21 protein-coding genes are annotated in these 15,085 nt (G+C 58.7%); 9 read left to right on the top strand and 12 right to left on the bottom strand.

Features of this window, described 5'->3' with window-relative positions:
• Together ACR652_RS24160 and ACR652_RS24155 are read right to left on the bottom strand one after the other, a co-directional pair.
• A partial coding sequence (locus tag ACR652_RS24160) for a hypothetical protein (protein WP_434509019.1) occupies positions 1 to 233 on the bottom strand: 233 nt, incomplete at its 3' end.
• On the bottom strand, positions 230 to 403 hold the full coding sequence (locus ACR652_RS24155) for a hypothetical protein (protein WP_434509018.1): 174 nt from the start codon (positions 401 to 403) through the stop codon (positions 230 to 232). The genes ACR652_RS24160 and ACR652_RS24155, both read right to left, overlap by 4 nt.
• A 450-nt stretch (positions 404 to 853) precedes the next feature.
• Here ACR652_RS24155 and ACR652_RS24150 point away from each other — a divergent pair, with 450 nt between their 5' ends.
• A complete protein-coding gene (locus tag ACR652_RS24150) occupies positions 854 to 1,012 on the top strand; it encodes a hypothetical protein (RefSeq protein WP_434509017.1) in 159 nt (52 codons plus the stop codon).
• Positions 1,013 to 1,065: 53 nt separating this feature from the next.
• On the top strand, positions 1,066 to 1,455 hold the full coding sequence (locus ACR652_RS24145) for a response regulator (RefSeq protein WP_434509016.1): 390 nt from the start codon (positions 1,066 to 1,068) through the stop codon (positions 1,453 to 1,455).
• Here ACR652_RS24145 and ACR652_RS24140 read toward each other — a convergent pair.
• Positions 1,452 to 1,697: a NepR family anti-sigma factor gene (locus tag ACR652_RS24140; RefSeq protein WP_434509015.1), complete on the bottom strand. Its 246-nt coding sequence runs from the start codon at positions 1,695 to 1,697 to the stop codon at positions 1,452 to 1,454. The genes ACR652_RS24145 and ACR652_RS24140 overlap by 4 nt on opposite strands.
• Before the next feature lie 687 nt (positions 1,698 to 2,384).
• Here ACR652_RS24140 and ACR652_RS24135 point away from each other — a divergent pair.
• Positions 2,385 to 2,879, top strand: a complete 495-nt coding sequence (locus ACR652_RS24135; RefSeq protein ID WP_434509014.1) for a hypothetical protein — start codon at positions 2,385 to 2,387, stop codon at positions 2,877 to 2,879.
• Between the two features lie 370 nt (positions 2,880 to 3,249).
• On the opposite strand, the gene ACR652_RS24130 is transcribed toward ACR652_RS24135, so the two are convergent.
• Complete coding sequence (locus ACR652_RS24130; RefSeq protein WP_434509013.1) at positions 3,250 to 3,741, bottom strand: response regulator; 492 nt, start codon at positions 3,739 to 3,741, stop codon at positions 3,250 to 3,252.
• A gap of 432 nt (positions 3,742 to 4,173) precedes the next feature.
• Positions 4,174 to 4,401, bottom strand: coding sequence for a NepR family anti-sigma factor (locus ACR652_RS24125; protein ID WP_434509020.1), 228 nt, complete (start codon positions 4,399 to 4,401; stop codon positions 4,174 to 4,176).
• Between the two features lie 215 nt (positions 4,402 to 4,616).
• Here ACR652_RS24125 and ACR652_RS24120 point away from each other — a divergent pair, with 215 nt between their 5' ends.
• The gene (locus tag ACR652_RS24120; RefSeq protein WP_434509012.1) at positions 4,617 to 5,561 is read left to right on the top strand and encodes an HWE histidine kinase domain-containing protein; all 945 of its coding nucleotides are present in this window, start codon (positions 4,617 to 4,619) and stop codon (positions 5,559 to 5,561) included.
• Positions 5,562 to 5,622: 61 nt separating this feature from the next.
• On the opposite strand, the gene ACR652_RS24115 is transcribed toward ACR652_RS24120, so the two are convergent.
• Positions 5,623 to 5,811 (bottom strand): NepR family anti-sigma factor, encoded by a 189-nt coding sequence (locus ACR652_RS24115; protein ID WP_434509011.1) that lies wholly within the window; start codon positions 5,809 to 5,811, stop codon positions 5,623 to 5,625.
• 424 nt (positions 5,812 to 6,235) lie between these two features.
• Here ACR652_RS24115 and ACR652_RS24110 point away from each other — a divergent pair, with 424 nt between their 5' ends.
• A complete protein-coding gene (locus ACR652_RS24110; protein ID WP_434509010.1) occupies positions 6,236 to 6,553 on the top strand; it encodes a hypothetical protein in 318 nt (105 codons plus the stop codon).
• 216 nt (positions 6,554 to 6,769) lie between these two features.
• Complete coding sequence (locus ACR652_RS24105; RefSeq protein WP_434509009.1) at positions 6,770 to 7,015, top strand: hypothetical protein; 246 nt, start codon at positions 6,770 to 6,772, stop codon at positions 7,013 to 7,015.
• Between the two features lie 505 nt (positions 7,016 to 7,520).
• On the opposite strand, the gene ACR652_RS24100 is transcribed toward ACR652_RS24105, so the two are convergent.
• On the bottom strand, positions 7,521 to 7,778 hold the full coding sequence (locus ACR652_RS24100) for a hypothetical protein (RefSeq protein ID WP_434509008.1): 258 nt from the start codon (positions 7,776 to 7,778) through the stop codon (positions 7,521 to 7,523).
• A 225-nt stretch (positions 7,779 to 8,003) separates the two neighbouring features.
• Here ACR652_RS24100 and ACR652_RS24095 point away from each other — a divergent pair, with 225 nt between their 5' ends.
• A complete protein-coding gene (locus ACR652_RS24095; RefSeq protein ID WP_434509007.1) occupies positions 8,004 to 8,231 on the top strand; it encodes a hypothetical protein in 228 nt (75 codons plus the stop codon).
• A 606-nt stretch (positions 8,232 to 8,837) separates the two neighbouring features.
• Here the strand turns inward: ACR652_RS24095 and ACR652_RS24090 are convergent.
• Entirely contained in the window at positions 8,838 to 9,272 is a 435-nt protein-coding gene (locus ACR652_RS24090; protein WP_434509006.1) for a DUF2721 domain-containing protein, read from the bottom strand.
• A 238-nt stretch (positions 9,273 to 9,510) separates the two neighbouring features.
• Between ACR652_RS24090 and ACR652_RS24085 the strand changes: the two genes are divergently transcribed.
• Both ACR652_RS24085 and ACR652_RS24080 read left to right on the top strand, forming a co-directional pair.
• Positions 9,511 to 9,780, top strand: coding sequence for a hypothetical protein (locus ACR652_RS24085; RefSeq protein ID WP_434509005.1), 270 nt, complete (start codon positions 9,511 to 9,513; stop codon positions 9,778 to 9,780).
• 18 nt (positions 9,781 to 9,798) lie between these two features.
• Positions 9,799 to 10,464, top strand: coding sequence for a nucleoside deaminase (locus ACR652_RS24080; RefSeq protein WP_434509004.1), 666 nt, complete (start codon positions 9,799 to 9,801; stop codon positions 10,462 to 10,464).
• A 94-nt stretch (positions 10,465 to 10,558) separates the two neighbouring features.
• Here ACR652_RS24080 and ACR652_RS24075 read toward each other — a convergent pair whose 3' ends face one another.
• The 4 genes from ACR652_RS24075 to ACR652_RS24060 form a co-directional block, all read right to left on the bottom strand.
• Complete coding sequence (locus tag ACR652_RS24075; RefSeq protein ID WP_434509003.1) at positions 10,559 to 11,902, bottom strand: DUF763 domain-containing protein; 1,344 nt, start codon at positions 11,900 to 11,902, stop codon at positions 10,559 to 10,561.
• A gap of 156 nt (positions 11,903 to 12,058) precedes the next feature.
• Positions 12,059 to 13,582: a CHAD domain-containing protein gene (locus ACR652_RS24070; RefSeq protein ID WP_434509002.1), complete on the bottom strand. Its 1,524-nt coding sequence runs from the start codon at positions 13,580 to 13,582 to the stop codon at positions 12,059 to 12,061.
• Positions 13,583 to 13,721: 139 nt separating this feature from the next.
• A complete protein-coding gene (locus tag ACR652_RS24065) occupies positions 13,722 to 14,231 on the bottom strand; it encodes a Spy/CpxP family protein refolding chaperone (protein ID WP_434509001.1) in 510 nt (169 codons plus the stop codon).
• Positions 14,232 to 14,514: 283 nt separating this feature from the next.
• Positions 14,515 to 15,085, bottom strand: a 571-nt coding sequence (locus tag ACR652_RS24060; RefSeq protein WP_434509000.1) for a DUF5996 family protein, incomplete at its 5' end; no start/stop codon positions are given.

Genomic DNA, 15,085 nt, shown 5'->3' with positions numbered 1-15,085 from the left:
TGCTGTGCCTGCACCTTGTGAGTTGAACGATCCGATCTGAAAGCTGCCAATCGATCGTTACGGCTACGGCGGCTATAACCTATTACAGCGCCGGTTATCGAGCTTATGGATATCGCCGCTGTGGTTGCTGGCGATTTGCGTCGTCCGGTCCCATTCATCTCTGCTGTCCCCAAAGGAACACGCAACCGCGCCCGCGCGGTCGCATTTGCTGTCACAGGAATTTCATGCATCATCCCTTTTTCTTGGTCTTTTTGGCGATCACTGAATTGGCCTGACGGATAGCAGAGCCCTCCGATGCCCCGCGGGAGAGCGCAGAGTCAGCCACGTCCGCCCACTGCTTCTGTTTTTTAGGGGTGTCGGCCTTCTTCGTGTGTCGTTTTGCGTCGTTCGGTTTCCATGGCATCGCGCTTCTCCTGAGTTGGTGATCAGAAGATAGAGCTCCGGCCCGACTAGCCGAGGCTCCCAACGCCGGAGCACTTAAATCCGGGATCGCGCGCGCCGGTAGACAACGGGACGTCATCCGATCCCCGCCTAAACCGTGTTCTTCACGGACGACTATGACGTAAGCGTGTGGCCTCTTGAGAAAAACCTGCCTTTTTGATGGCCGCCAGCTTGGCATTCTGTGACTGTAGAAAACGCTCCCGCCAAACACGTGAAGAGGCATGTCTCTTTATCGCAGCGGCACAGCAAAGCGTTGGCCAAGCAAGCCCGCTGACGCGCGGCCGCCAGCTTGCCTTTTCTCAGCTTTCAGCCGCCGCGCCATCGCGTCCAGCGAGCAAAAGAATGCCTTAATTTCACCAATTCGTTTAGTTTTGTTGCCTCATGTAGCTAGCCCACGGAATTGGAGGTTCTCATGCCGGAAGAGGCCAGAAAATTGCAGGTTACGAAAGAAGTCGAACTCAGCGACTCTGCAAAACTATTGAAGCGCGTGCACGACGAGCGACGGGCGACGGTTGACGCCCAACTCGCCCACCCCTCCGACGGGACAAAAAATTACCCCGCGCCGCTTTAGCCCTACCAGGATATGATGATTAAGCGAGCTTTAGGGGGCGCGCTCTCTTTTTTATGGGGAAACCAGTGCCGGTGCTGCTATCGGGAGCCCGTATTTTAGTCATCGAGCATAATCGCGACATAGCCGACTCGTTCGGCCTCCTATTGGAGTCACGCGGCGCGATTGTCCGCGTGGCTTATAGCGGCCAAGCTGGGCTGGATGCCTTAGAAAATTTCGATCCCAACCTCATTTGCGTTTGCCTCTCTATGCCAGGAATGGACGGCTATGAGGTTGCGCGGCAACTCCGATCTACCTCTTATCCGCAGAGCGCGAAACTAATTGCCGTCACAGCATTTCCGCTCTCTGTTGTTGAGGGTCCAGCACGCGCGGCGGGTTTTGATCGAGTATTCATGAAGCCCGTGACAGCCGAGGCGCTAAAGGACCTACTCGACGTTATGACCTAGCGGTTCAACGCCAACGCGCGCGAATCTCCCGACGATAAACCGTTTCCTCGATTGGCCTCGCCGCGCGCCTCCTGTGCCGCCAATTCTGCAAGCAGCGCCGCGAAACGATCCGGCAGGGGCTCGGACTCCACGCCGCGATATAGCCAATGAAGGGCGCTCCCGGCTTCGCGTCCGATTAGCCCCAAGTCTTGGGGCGCAAGGTCCTGTGCGCCCAATGGCGCACTGTCGTGGATCATGGTCATCTTCAAATCCCCGCAATTTATTAGGGATATTGAATATATAAGACGCACGCCTGTGAGAATGAGCGCGGTAAACCGCCGCACGACAATATCCAGATCGGTTACGGGCTTGTCAGAGCCCCTCAGCCGGGGTAATTATTTGCTCAAAAGAACGGATTTTATCTTATTTTGTGCAATTTGTCCCACAGCCCGGCCCACAGGCACGCCCGGCGGTTTTTGGGCACGCGCAGTGCAACAGATCGATGGGCCCGCGCGGCCGTCGGTTCAATCAGCCCGTCCCCGGAACCGCCGCCCCGGCTCGCCGGTTCATGCCGGTGCATCGTGACTCCACAACCATTGTGACAACTCTCACAGCCCCGCTTGGGGCTGTTTTTTGTGCAGCGGTTCCTGGGGGGACGGCCAAGCCCGTTCCTCCTACATAGTCGGAACCACGTTCCCCCGCGCCTCCCCAGGACGGCCCGGCATTTCAGGGAATCAAGGACCCCAGAAAACCGAACCTAAGCTAACACAGCAGCAACAGCCTGGGTCACACACCCAAGCAACGCTGGAAAATCCATAGAGCAAACTACCTACGTCCTGATCAGCGGCTCGACGGGCGCGAAAAATGGGCTGTGCATTCACGCTCAGCACCAGCCTTCGACTTCGCCTGTAAGCCAAAGCCTACCGCCTGCAAAAAACAGGAGTAAGGTCATGATCAAGTTCTCCCAAATCAACCGCCACATCGTGGGCATTTCGGCAGTGGCTATCGCCATCGCCGGGCTCGGCATCGCCGCCAACGCCGAGTTTAGCCGGCCGACCGAAACCTTATCGCAGATAAGCAGTGCACAGACCGGGAGTTGGACTAAGCCAGCGGAACAGCCATGGGCCAATCCTGCACAGCTAAACCAGATTCCCTCGAACGCTTACGGGTCTGCACAGCCCTCTGAGTCGGCTAGACAAAATGCCATGAGCGAAAATCGGGTGGCGGTGTCTCCCTCGTCAAACTCAAATAAGACGGCCAAAGCGACGGGTGAGAACGAGGCGCAGAATTGGACGGATAGAGAATGGGAAATCGCCTCAAAGGCCGTGGCCGCATATCGAATGGCTGGAAAAGCCGCACAGGCCCTCGTTCCAAACAGAAGCTCTGAGACATCCTGGCAGCCTCCGGAGGAAATCGCTAACGGCAGCACCCGCGCAAATCGGTAGACGCGACACTGACGTAAGGAGGCCCCGAAAATCGGGGCCTCTCTTTTATCAGGATTGAACTCTCATCTATGAGCCTTCACGCATGAATGATAATGCGTAGCGGCGTGAAGCAGCTCGTCTGGATCACCGTCACATCGACGCGTTTCCTCTCCTGATAGCTGCTCAAGTAAGGAGATGATTGAGTCTGGCAGGCTCGCGAACGACCGGCCCGTAGAGTGGTGCGTTAGTGATTTCACGTTCCACTAGCACCTTGTCGTGTGGCGCAAGGTCAGGCATTTTCAGCTCTTTGAGATTTGCTGTTTGGAACGGCTCTAAACGCGAACAGTCTCGCGCATGATCCAGCGCGGCATTCAAAAACTTGCGCCAGATGCTAATGCGAAAAAGGGGCGTCCGGTTGGTCGTGCGCAAGCTTGTGAACCGCCCATTTAGTCTCTTGCATGCTCTGGCGTGTCTGCGAGCATTTTTCCGCATTAGTAATCGCGGCTTCAAGCGTTTCAGGGCAAAAAGGTTTGGACACGATCAAACAGGGTCCGGCCTTTTCGACAACCTTCGCGAGGTCAGGATCGCCGGTTACGAAAATCACACAGGCGTCGGTGCTTTTCAGTATTTCGTCGACAGCGGTGAACCCGGAAGTCCCGTCGCTCAACACAATGTCCGCAATAATGATGCTCGGCTTTGCTTCCACTCCGAGGGCCAGCGCTTCGTTATGTGTTCTGGCGGGACCAACCGTCATATAGCCACGGTCGTGCAATGTAAGCTCTATGTCAGCGGCGATAATCGCTTCGTCTTCGATGATAAGGGCACGCAAGTTATCCAAGCGGCAGCTTGGGCCGGCCAACAGAGAAGATGAAGCCTGCGCCATGACGCGCGCCCGAACGCCAGATCGACAGTTTTTACATCGCCGCCGAGTGCAACGCTACGCCGCTCGACGTGACTTAGCAATCTATCCTGCGGTCGTTTATTCTAAGAACCCGCTCGCCCGCGCGTGGGGCTGTTTTGCAACTTCTCCGCGCAGCCCGAGTCGTTGCTACTCGGAGGCACTCCTGTCCGCGCGGCATTACTGTGGCGCTTTTGCCACATCCCGGCAAAGTTTCCGTTTATCCACACCGCCACGCTTTACCAATCTGGCAGGCGGGGGCTTTTTTGCTGCCGCTGTGCTTTCCTTTTGCGCAGCGTTGCGAGTCAGCAAAAACTTAACAGCCCCAATCGGGGCTGTTTCTTTTTCTGGAATTGAGCGTAGCATGTTGCACTGCAACGCCGGGCTATCTCTCCGCCAGTGTCAGCAACTCGTGGATCAGCTTGGCGTTGCACCAACATCCCTCGCGATGGCCCGTTCCTCATTGCCGCTCCGCCTCTCCTGCACCGCCAATTGTTCGAGCAGCGTCTCGAAACGATCCGGCAGGGGCTCGGACTCCACGCCGCGATATAGCCAATGAAGGGCGCTCCCGGCTTCGCGTCCGATTAGCCCCAAGTCTTGGGGCGCAAGGTCCTGTGCGCCCAATGGCGCACTGTCGGGGATCATAGTCATCTTCAAATCCCCGCCCCTTCATTAGGGATTTTTAATATATAAGACGCGCGCCTGCGAGAGTGAGCGCGTTAAACCGCCGCACGATGATCGAGATCAGTTACGGGCTTGTCAGAACCCCTCAGCCGGGGCAATTATTGGCTCAAACGTAGGCTATCCTCGCTAGTCTGGGACAGAGAGGATCGAGCATCGCTTTTAGCGGAACCTCTACAGTGGCGCTTCTAAGTCTCTATCAGGCGCTGAGCAGCGCACATATCGAGGTTCAAGGGATCGTAGATACGTTAGCCGATCCGGTTCTCCTCCTTGACGAAAATCTTTGTGTGATCAGAGCCAATCCGGCTTTCTATGAAGCATTCGAAGTTGACCCGGACCACACCGTGGGCGCGTCGCTGTTTGCTCTCGGCAACGGACAGTGGAACATCCCAGAACTACGAAAGCTGCTCGACGAAGTGATACCGAAAACTCAGGCGGTTGTCGGGTTTGAAGTCAGCCACGACTTTCCTTCAATCGGGCGTCGAACCATGCTGGTCAGCGCGCGTCGCATGGTCCGCGAGGATAATAACAGTCCAAACCTGGTCGTTGCTTTCTCGGACGTAACGGGTGCGCGTGAGCGCACCGCCGAGAACGACCTGCTGCTTGCCGAGGCCAACCATCGAACAAAGAACGTGCTGGCCGTCGTGCACGCGCTCGCCTTCCACACAGGAGTTGAAGGGAAAACGGCGAAAGAATACCGCGAAGCATTTTTAGGTCGGTTGGAAGCGTTTATGGGCGCGAAAGACTTAATCGCGCAGGCTGCCGAAGTCGAAGTTAGCCTATCTGCGGTTGTGGCAGATGCGATAGATGGAGCAAACACCCATCAAATCGTAGTAGAACAAAGCCCCGCAATTGAGCTTGGCCATACAAAGGTTCGTCCAGTTCGCATGATGCTTCACGAATTGATGACCAACGCGATCAAGTATGACGCATTGTCCCGACCAGACGGAGTTGTGCATGTGGGATGGCACGCGATCGGCAAAGATCAAGATTCGAGCCTCGTGATAAATTGGCGGGAAGAAAGAGGCCCTCCAGTGTCGCCCCCCGACTATCACGGCTTTGGCACAACCCTTATCGAAAGCAGTGCAAAAAAACTGCGGAGGGACCGCCAATCTGCATTTTAAACCGGAAGGCTTACAGGTTGAGATTCTAATCCCGATGGCGCAGGGCTGAACTTAAAAATCCTCACATCGGCGCGACGCTGCTCGGATCGCCGCCTAGCCTCTCCTGCATCGCGAGTTGTTCAAGCAGTGCCGCAAAACGATCCGGCGGGGGTTCATGAACAATCGGCAGGTAGAGCGCCCGTAGCGCCGTCTCGGCTTCGCGCTCAATTAGGGCCGCGTCTTCGGGGGTGAGGGTGTCCGTGATCAGCATGGGCCCGCCAGAAACGTTGGTTGGGTGAGGAACGCGGGCGGGGTCGCGCGTGATCCATTCAGCTCATGAAATTTTTCGCACCGCAACAAACCGCCACGGCTACCCCCCCCCGAGGGGCGCGCCAAACTGAGGAATTTGTCCCCGACTCTGATAATTTGAATCTGAACCAAGCCCCCACAGCCGCGTAGATGGGCTAGATTCCCACACACTCAAGCAACGCTGGAAAGTCCCTAGACAGAATTACCTATGACCTAAAATGCCGGGACACAGGCGCGGGAGGGGTGCCGTGATTAGGGCGACCGAGCGACGCTCAATAGAACAGGCGCAGGACAACCTTTTGATCCAGCGCAAGCTTGCGGAAGCAAGCCACGTATCGCTTGCGGCCGTCAAGCATGAGCCGATTCCACATCAGATGGCGCTTTAGTTGCTGCAAGTGGCGATGGCGGAGTCTCTCAAAGCGGATGTTTGGAAGCGCCATGTTTTGAACGGGCATGAGACAGAACTTGCGAAAGCTACGCAACACGTCACAAAAGCCAGAAACATCGTTGCTCGCCAATACGAGCGCATCGCCCAACTCCGAGCGGAGGATCGCCCGACCGAAGACGCCATAAACTTGTTAAATACATTCATCCAGACGCTTGCGGCGCTCGAATATCACCAGCGTCTTTTGTGTGACGAGGCCGAAGGCGAAGACAAAAAACCCCAATGGATTTTCTCACGCTTGTCTACGGTCGCCGCGTAAGCGGCCTGGCCCGTGGGGGGTGAAAGGAAAGCAGAAAGCGCGATCATGCTTCCGGAATTTCCTGCCGGCGAGTTATTTCGCCCATTCCCCCTCCCAGGGGATCGCCGCGCGTCGGGAGACTTCCTGCTTTAATTAAAATTCGAGCATTTGACTAAAGCCCCCGTTCGAAGGCGGCCTGCTATGACTCCCCTGGCTGTTTGCAAGGGGATCAACCACATGGCCGATGTTTCGAATAATTCGCTTACTTCCGAACGACTGGCTGTCATTCCGATCTATGAGGCAATGCTTGGGCGCGCCCTTAATTTGTTAGAGTCCGGCTCCACCCTCGATGCTGTGGAAATGCTCGCCACTGCCGCCGAGACAATGCTTGGATTTGGTCACCCGGAGGCAATACGCGTCGCTGGCTGGGCGTGGAACCTTCTCGAAAACGCGCCCCTCACGTGCGATCATGAGTGGGTCTGACTCCCACTACTCCCACGACGTTTCGAAGCGCCTCCCGCGTCGTCAGCATTTCGAGCAGCGCCAAGAAACGATCCGGCACTTGGGCGATGGCGAAGCTCCGTCCAGAGACGGGTGATCCGAGGATCGCAGCCAGACACCCGGCCGTCTCCCCCCGCTATGACTCAGCCAAGGTCTCTTCGCTACCGGCAATGAGGCTGTCAGTTTGCGAGCACAGGAAGGGGACGCGCTGAAAATCAGTCAGCTCGCCACCGCAAAGAGCCAGTCTTTCGAGGATACTCTGGCGTGCCCGGGTCGATGCAGCGCTACTGGACTTCCTCGCGACAATCAAGCGACACACTATGAACCTCTCATCGCGACCGGAGTGCTTCGTGCCCTACCTCGGCCGCAACGGATTCGGTCTCGAGCAAGCCGACACCTAAGCCCAGAACAGAAGGGCGGGCGTGATCCAGCATTCCGCCGACTGCGAGCGCCCCGACCGCGAACGTATTCGCGGGGCGTTTTCCGCCTAATTCCCAACGAGGTCCGAGCTTAGCAGGGCCGATTCCGGGCAAGTCGCGAAAAACGCTTCATCGTCAAACATGAAAAGCGCCTCAGTAAGATCGTCGACATAGGTCCACGCTCCAAGCTCTGAGATGCGCCGTATGTCCTCGAGGGCCATCTCCCTGACCTCGACGCGTCCGCGGAACATGTTTGCGCGGTAGGCGGCCACCATTTGTTCAGGCCGCTTTGATGGCAACCCAATAACCTCACTGGCTTGGCCCATGACGCCATCTCCACTGCAAACGTCGGAGCTTCTGCCGGCTCTCGAGTGTTCGCCAAGGATAGCGGCTGCGTTTTCGCAACCTTGCTGCGGCGCACCCGAATCGCCCGCACCAGAGCTCGCCCTGACCGTGGATGAACCGGCACGGCGTTTTTTATTGCTCTCCCTCCATAACACCGCAATCGACAGCGCCTACCTTTCTCTCGGAGGGGGCGCATGGAACACTCAATGGTCGAAGCGCATCTCAAGCAGGCAGAGCGACACGCCGCCCTCGGCGAGGAAATCGTAGCCGATGAGAAGCGGCCGATCTCTGAACTGGAGCGTGACAGGCACGACAGAAAAAGCTCTCGGGAGCTTCTCGCGCAGTTCCAGGAACTCCAAAGGATGCATCTTGCGGACCGTGACCGGCTTCGAAAGGAGCTGAATGAAATCCTCGGCGGGGCCCGCTTGCTCTAGCCTGCGTGTTCCGCCGATAAATTCCCCGCTTTCGTCTCACTAGTATCTGGAACCGAACGGTGTTATCCGCATTGCCCTCAGCGGCCCCTCGCTTGCCTGAGAACTCGCCATGCCGGAACAAGTCATAGCCCTCGCTGTCACCCTGGAGGCTTTTGTCCTTACAATCCTCACAGCGTTACAGATCGCAGTTTGAAAGTCCGCAAACGCCCCACCGGGAGGAGTCGGCGGGGCGTTTTTACGCGTCAATGCGAAATCAGTCTTCGTCCGACTCTTCATCCGGCGCAGGGGCAACCGGAGGGGCTGGTGTGGCGGGAACGCCGTTGCCCTGATCACTGGGAAGTGGCGCCGCCTCCGCAGGAGGGTCGGCCGGGGGCCCGGATTGGGCATGGGCGAGCAAATTGCCAGCGAATAGCGCCACACCCGCGAGGCACGCTCTCAGCATAAGCCGCATCATCTGAGACTCCCTGTCCTGCCGGGCCATCCGGCAATAGGTCCCAACTCGGCGCGGGCATATGCTCGGTCAATCGTCGCCGGTCACGAATTGACGCTGTGGATGCGGCCAGCCGAAGGCCCCAACCGGAGCCCCCAAGGGCGGAAGGCTGGAGATCATTCGTATTCATCTGCCTCAGCAAGACCCATCCGCGCTTCCTTCGCAAAGCAAATCAATGCAATCCCCAAAAAGAATGTCGCCACCACGAACAGCATGCCTGCTCCGTAGGCATATTTAAGCCCAAAGAACTCGGCGCTAAAAACTATGGCGAGGAGGAGGGTCGCGCAGATTCCGCTTACCAGAGAGGCGACTATGGCCCGGTTTAAGAGGCGCGCGCGCCGACGCAGGCGCTCTATGTCGCCTTTTAGATGAGCGCGAACTGGATCATCTTGCGCTATTCCATTCAAGGCTCGAATCCGGGCCACAATTGCAGACAGCCGTGCCGACATGAGGGAAACAAGCCCTGCGACCGCGCCTAGAAAGAAAGTCGGCGCGGTAGCCTGAGAAAATATCATCGTTAGGCGTTCTATTTCTGGGACAAACTCAAGCATGGCGAGACGCCGTCCCTAAACGCGCCTTTAGCGGAGCGCCTAGCAGTCCGAGATCAGAGCTAAGGGAGATTAGGGGCCTTTCAGCCCATTTCCATGTTGAACCCTTGTTGGATAATCAGTCGACGGGGCGACTTCAGCCATGGACGCCACCCAGCGTTATGTGATCAGGCGCACATCCAGTCCGGTCTGGTTCCCGTAGGTTCTCCTCCATCGACAGAGCAGTTCCGTGGAGGAAGTCATGAAGACCATCTCGAAGATCATCACTGCCTCAGTTATCGCCCTTGGCCTCGCGAGCACGATCGCCGCGACGCCGGCGTCTGCCGGGGGCTACTATTATCAGTCCGGCCCGGACGCCGGCGTCGTTGCTGGGGCGGCCGTCGCTGGTCTGGCAGCCGGCGCGATGGTCGGAGCCGCCGCAAGTCAGCCTTACTATGGCTATGATTACGGCTATGCCTACCCGGCCTATGGCTACCGCTATGGCCACCACCATTACGGCTACGACGATTAATCTGGGGTGGCTGGGGGCATGGCGCGCCATCTCCCCAGGAGCAGCAAGGCGCAGCAGGGGGAGGGGGCCATTAGCCAGCTTGGCAGCCTTCTATTGTCACGAACGGTCTCGACAAGCGGCAGGCGGGGCCGTTGTGGCATGGCGGGCTTTAGCCGAGCTAGAGTGTTGCGCCATCGCATAGCAACCCATGGTATCGTTAACTTGCAGGTTGGGGCGAGGCCGACTTCACTGTCGCCAGCCATTTCCGACAAGGGCGCAACTGGCGGGCCCTTCGGCGCGCTCGTCGTTCTGGATGGTAAGGTTCTGGGAGCGAGCGGAAACAGCGTAATGCGCGACAAGGACCCTTCGGCGCATGCTGAGGTGAACGCCATTCGAATGGCTTGTCGCGCGGTGGGCAGCCGCAACATACCGGGCGCGGTTCTTTATTCGAGCTGCGAGCCATGCCCAATGTGCTACTCGATCGCCTACTGGGCGCGAATAGGTAGGAGGGTTCTTGGCAGCCTTCCGATTGAGACGACGGTGAAGCTCGCTCCGCGACCTCGATCCGGTGGGCGAAATGTCCAGCGGCCCCGCGCGCTCCCGGTTGAGGACCATCCCGGCCGCTTCACGACACAAATAGCCACCCGCTGGAACAACAGGCAGGCTGGCGCGTTGTCTCGCCCGGGGGAAAGCTCGTTTCAGTGACGTCGCCCGGCCTTTGCGCCGGGCTTTCTTTTGCTCGGCAACAATTGGGGCAATCGTCTGGGTGCCTGGTTCTTCCTGGCGCGCAGCCACCCCCTCAGAACATCGTTTCCCCTGGCGGGTTGGTTTGACTTCTCCCTCCCAGGAAAACTTTTCCACCTTGCCCCGGCCGCGCGCTGGGCCTTTTTTGCGGCGGCTGCTCGCCTTTCGCGCCAGGCGCCGGCTCGACGCCAAAGACGCTACGGCCGTAATACTCGTGTGAGCGACGGATTTCTTCGTCGATGAATGCCGGCAGGTCCGGGCCAGTGGCCTCGCGCTCCATTTGTCTCGCCTGTGCATCCAGCCGACGAAAGGCGTCGAGCTTGTCGTCATTTCCCAATTTAGCCCGCGCGACCGCGCTTTTGAGGACGTCAATCGTTTTGTCGTGGACCGCAAGGGGAACTGGATATGGATGCCGGTCCTTGCCGCCATGTGCGAGGGAGAATCGAGCTGGATCGGCGAAGCGGCAGGGCGCGCCATGCACCACTTCCGCCACCATGGCGAGTGAGCGGACCGTGCGGGGGCCTACCCCCGGCACGAGCAGGAGATCGGCAAAATCTTGTGGACCGCGCTCCGCCGCGGCCGCCAGCGCCCCATGCAGGCGGCGCAGGATGACGTCCTTGGGGCGGACGTCGTGATGCGCCGGCATGATGAGGTGGGGAAGCAAGGGCTGCGCGGGGGCCGCCTCTTGCCTCCCCTGCAACGTGACCACCTCGCGCAGGACTCCATCGGGCCCGAGATCGCGCAACAGGTCGAGCTGGGCATCGCGAGACGCTTCCGCCCGCCGGTCGGTCAGATTGACGATCTCGCCCTGATTCTGGCCCTCAATTGCTGCGTGAGGTGTATCGACAAAGGTCCTGAGGCCCTCGGAAAGCCAGTGATAGCGGCGAGCCAGCCGCGCGTCGCCGTTCATGCCTTGTTGAATTACCGCCCATTGGCCGTCATCCGTCACGACGAAGCCATGAAGATAAAGGTCGAAGCCGTCCTGCACCGCGGCGCTGTCCACCTTCGCCACGAGCCTGCTCGCCTGCGCCAGCGCCTCGCCATCGAAGCCAACGCGCGCACCGATGGTCGCGAGCTCCATCGGCGTCTGGCGCGAATGCCGGCCCCGCCCGCCGCAGACATGGATCCCAAGTTCGCCGGAGAGCGGCGCCAAGCCCCGCTTCAGCGCGCCGATGACGCTCGTCGTGATTCCCGACGAGTGCCAGTCCATCCCCATGACGGCGCCGAAGGACTGGAACCAGAACGGGTGGGCAAGACGGCGGAGGAATTCCTCGCGCCCGTAATGGTGCACGATCGCCTCGGCGATCACGGCACCCAGCCGGGTCATACGTTGACCGAGCCAGGCTGGGACGCGGCCGCCATGCAGAGGCAGATCGGCGCTGCCAGACCTCCGGGCCAAGGAACCTCCAGGGGAAAATAGATGTAGCGTTAGAATGCGCTTCCCGCTTCTTCCGCGCAAGGCCAGAGTGAAACCCGTCTATGCCCAAAAACCATCAGAACGGAAACGCCCATGAGCTTTGGCTGAAACACGAGCACATCCCCCGCTTCGGCGGCACTAAAATGGTTTCGACTTCCTCACCGCCCGAAATGCCGACCACGCTTTGTCACGTCTGGCACGGACTTTCTCCGCGGGTTGAGCAAGACGGCCCGCCGCAAAACCAACCACTGGGTCGGCGTCAGCCGGCAGCCTCTTGACTTGCTCCATGAGGAACTCCGCCCTCGCCTCGTCGTCGTGGACCTTGCCAAGGCAGTCCTGTATCTGCTCCAGCCTTTCCAACAGGCGCTTCAAGGCTTTGGGCCCGGAAACGAGACGTGGCGAATCCTTGAAGAAACCCGCCATATAACGCAATTTTTTCGCGCGGATGCGGACCTTGTGCTGACCCTTGGGATCTAGCTGAGGAAAGTTTCGGGAGCGTTTCAGAAATTTGCGCAGGCTTTTTCTCAGCGCCGGGGTTGCGAAACTGTCGATCTTTTCGTTCGAGCGACCTTCATTGGCATGAAGCCAAGCGCCGCCCTCAATCCAGGCGATCAAGTCGACGAGCAACATTCGCAGGCGGGTCGACGAAACCGCGGCGTTGAGCGTTTCATGAGCGCGAGTCCTCTCAGCTTCGGTAAGATCGGCAAGCTCGCGCGCGCCCAAGATTTGTCCCTCGCTTGACGCCGGCTGGAAAGTCCCCTCCTGGAACACGTCCAAATCGCGCGCCGCGCCGAAGACATGGGAAATCCATTTCAGCTCGTCGTCGAGCCGCTGATAATCCGCGTCTTTCACGATGAGCTTGAAAAGTTGGAGCGCGGCTCGCAGGCGCCGCAAGGCAACCCGGCCCTGGTGAATCGCTTCCACCCGGTCTGGCCCTTTGAGCGCCTGCATGTTGATGTTGAAATCGTGAAGGCAGCCATGGCAGAGGAGACGAAACGTCTCGGCGCATGTCATACGGCCGCCAATCTGGGGACGAACGCCCTTAAACGATCGCCCCCACGCGCCATCCCCCAGCAAATGCCCTCTTTCGGCCTTGCTGATCAGGTTGAGGGAAATCGGCGCGTCTTCGCAGAGTCTGCGCGCCAATTCGAACAGGACGGTCGGTTCGCCCTCTTTGAGTTCAAGTTCCAATTCGTCAAAAGGAAGGCTTGCGCAGTTCGAAAGGATTTCGCCACTATCGAGCGCCGCCTCTATCCTGCTCCTAGCCGTCTTGATCACGGACACGTCTCGACTGACATCGACACCAATTTGAAGGCCCAGTTCCCTGCGCACCCTGGCCTTTTTGATAAGGCGGGAGAAGGGCGTATGTTCGAAGGCCTTCAAGTCTGGCGTGCTTGCCTTCGTTTCGAACTCATATTCATCGCGGCTCAGCGCCGAGGCGCGCTCGTGCTTCAGGGTTTGCACCCTGTGCTCGCCGCCGTCTCGTAAACGCAAGCTCGCCCCGTGCCGCCAAAGATAACCATCTTGGGTATCGAAATAGCGGGACACGAGACGTCGGCGTTTTCTTGAACTGCTGGTTTCCTTGCCGAGAGCTACCCTCACACGCGCCAGCGCCTCTGGCGGGAAGGTGAATTTCAGTTCGCTCTCGACCTTGCCCGGCATCGACTTGCCTTTCAGTGCAGCGCCACCTGCTTCAATGTGCTCGGAGACGTCGAAACAAAGAGCAGATCCTCACGCAGGTTGGCCTGCGGGAGGCATTGTCGTGCTGAGAAGACAAGCTTATACTTTACACTGAGCTTGATCAGTGGGTGCCATGCCACTCAGCGTGCCCATGGCCCCCATGCGGGTTTAGAAGCACGTGGAAGAGCAGCACTCCGAAGCGATTCTTCTGTGCGTCGTCCAGAGAGTCAAAGAGCGGCTTGGCTGCATCAGCGAGTTTGTTCAGCTCCGCGCCGCGCGTCGTTAGGCTTTGGGCGCGTAGCTGCAGCCCTTCAACGACGTTGTGTTTCTCCCGAATGCCCTTCCACTTCTCGCGCATTTCCGCGGCTCGGTCGGCGCGCGCTTTGAATAGATCCCGCAAAGCGCTTTCAACAGCCGGCCACGCTTTCTCTTGCACCGCAGTCAGCTTCAATCCCGTTTTCAAAGCGGCTATTCGCGCATCCTGGAAAGCGGCGCGATCTTCCGGCGAAAAACCATGATCGACGGATTGATCCGGCTGGTCGGTTGAAGGTGTGGCGCCGAGGGCATTCCCTGACAGCGATACGGCCGCGAGCATCGTCGTAGACAGGATAGGGAGCAGTTGCTTACGCAAGGGTGTCTCCTCGATGGAGTAGGATTGTTTGCGCCATGTATGTCCCCGAGGCAGAGCGGCAAATTAAGCTTTGGTAATGAGGTTCTCATAAGGATATGAAAACTAACTTTTTTCCAGCCATCTGGTCGTGCGCCGCCGGAGCGCTTTTTACCGAAGGGCTAGCCTGTGTGATTGGTAAGGCTTGGGTGGAGAAAGCGAACACAAAGGCCTCCGGCTCGCCCGAACGGAGACACACGATTCTTAGGCTGCTGAGCGTGAACCGAGGCTGCGCTGACAGAGTTATTCAAATTGAGCCGCTACCTACACGACGGGTCTGAAAGCGATCCCTTTGCATGAAGCCGGGCGTCGAGCAGGAGCAACGGACGCCACTTTGTTCCAGGCGCGTTTCGAGCGCGGCGCGATCCCAATCTCCAGCGACGGCGGCGGCCTCATAGGCGCTCTGAAGAAAATCGAGGAGAACGGCGTCTGGGTCTACAGCGCATCGGACGGCTTCATACGGCAGGATGAACTCCTTCAGCTCCTTGTCGAAGAAGGCGTCGCCCGGCTTCACCGGAGCGCTCTCGAACCCGGCCGCCGCGGGATAGGCGTAGGAATAGAAGGCGGGGTAATCCACAGCGCCCCCTCCCGGCCAAAAGCCGGCGCTGCTCAACTCGTGCGAGTAGGCTTCACGCACGACGGCGTCCGGCAGATTGGGAACGCCGCCTGGATGCGGTGGCGCGCGGCGACCGGAAAAACGCGTCACCGCGAGGTCGAAGCTGCCCCAGAAGAAATGCACGGGGCTGGCCTTGCCGATGAAGCCGGCGCGAAAGAGCTTGAAGACCCGATCAGCCTGCAAAAGCAATCGCCAGAAGCTT

Origin of the sequence: Methylocystis sp., from assembly GCF_051061225.1 — a bacterium.
Classification (GTDB): Bacteria; Pseudomonadota; Alphaproteobacteria; order Rhizobiales; family Beijerinckiaceae; genus Methylocystis.
The sequence above is the reverse complement of the archived record's forward strand: the minus strand, read 5'-3'. Positions and strand labels throughout refer to the sequence as shown.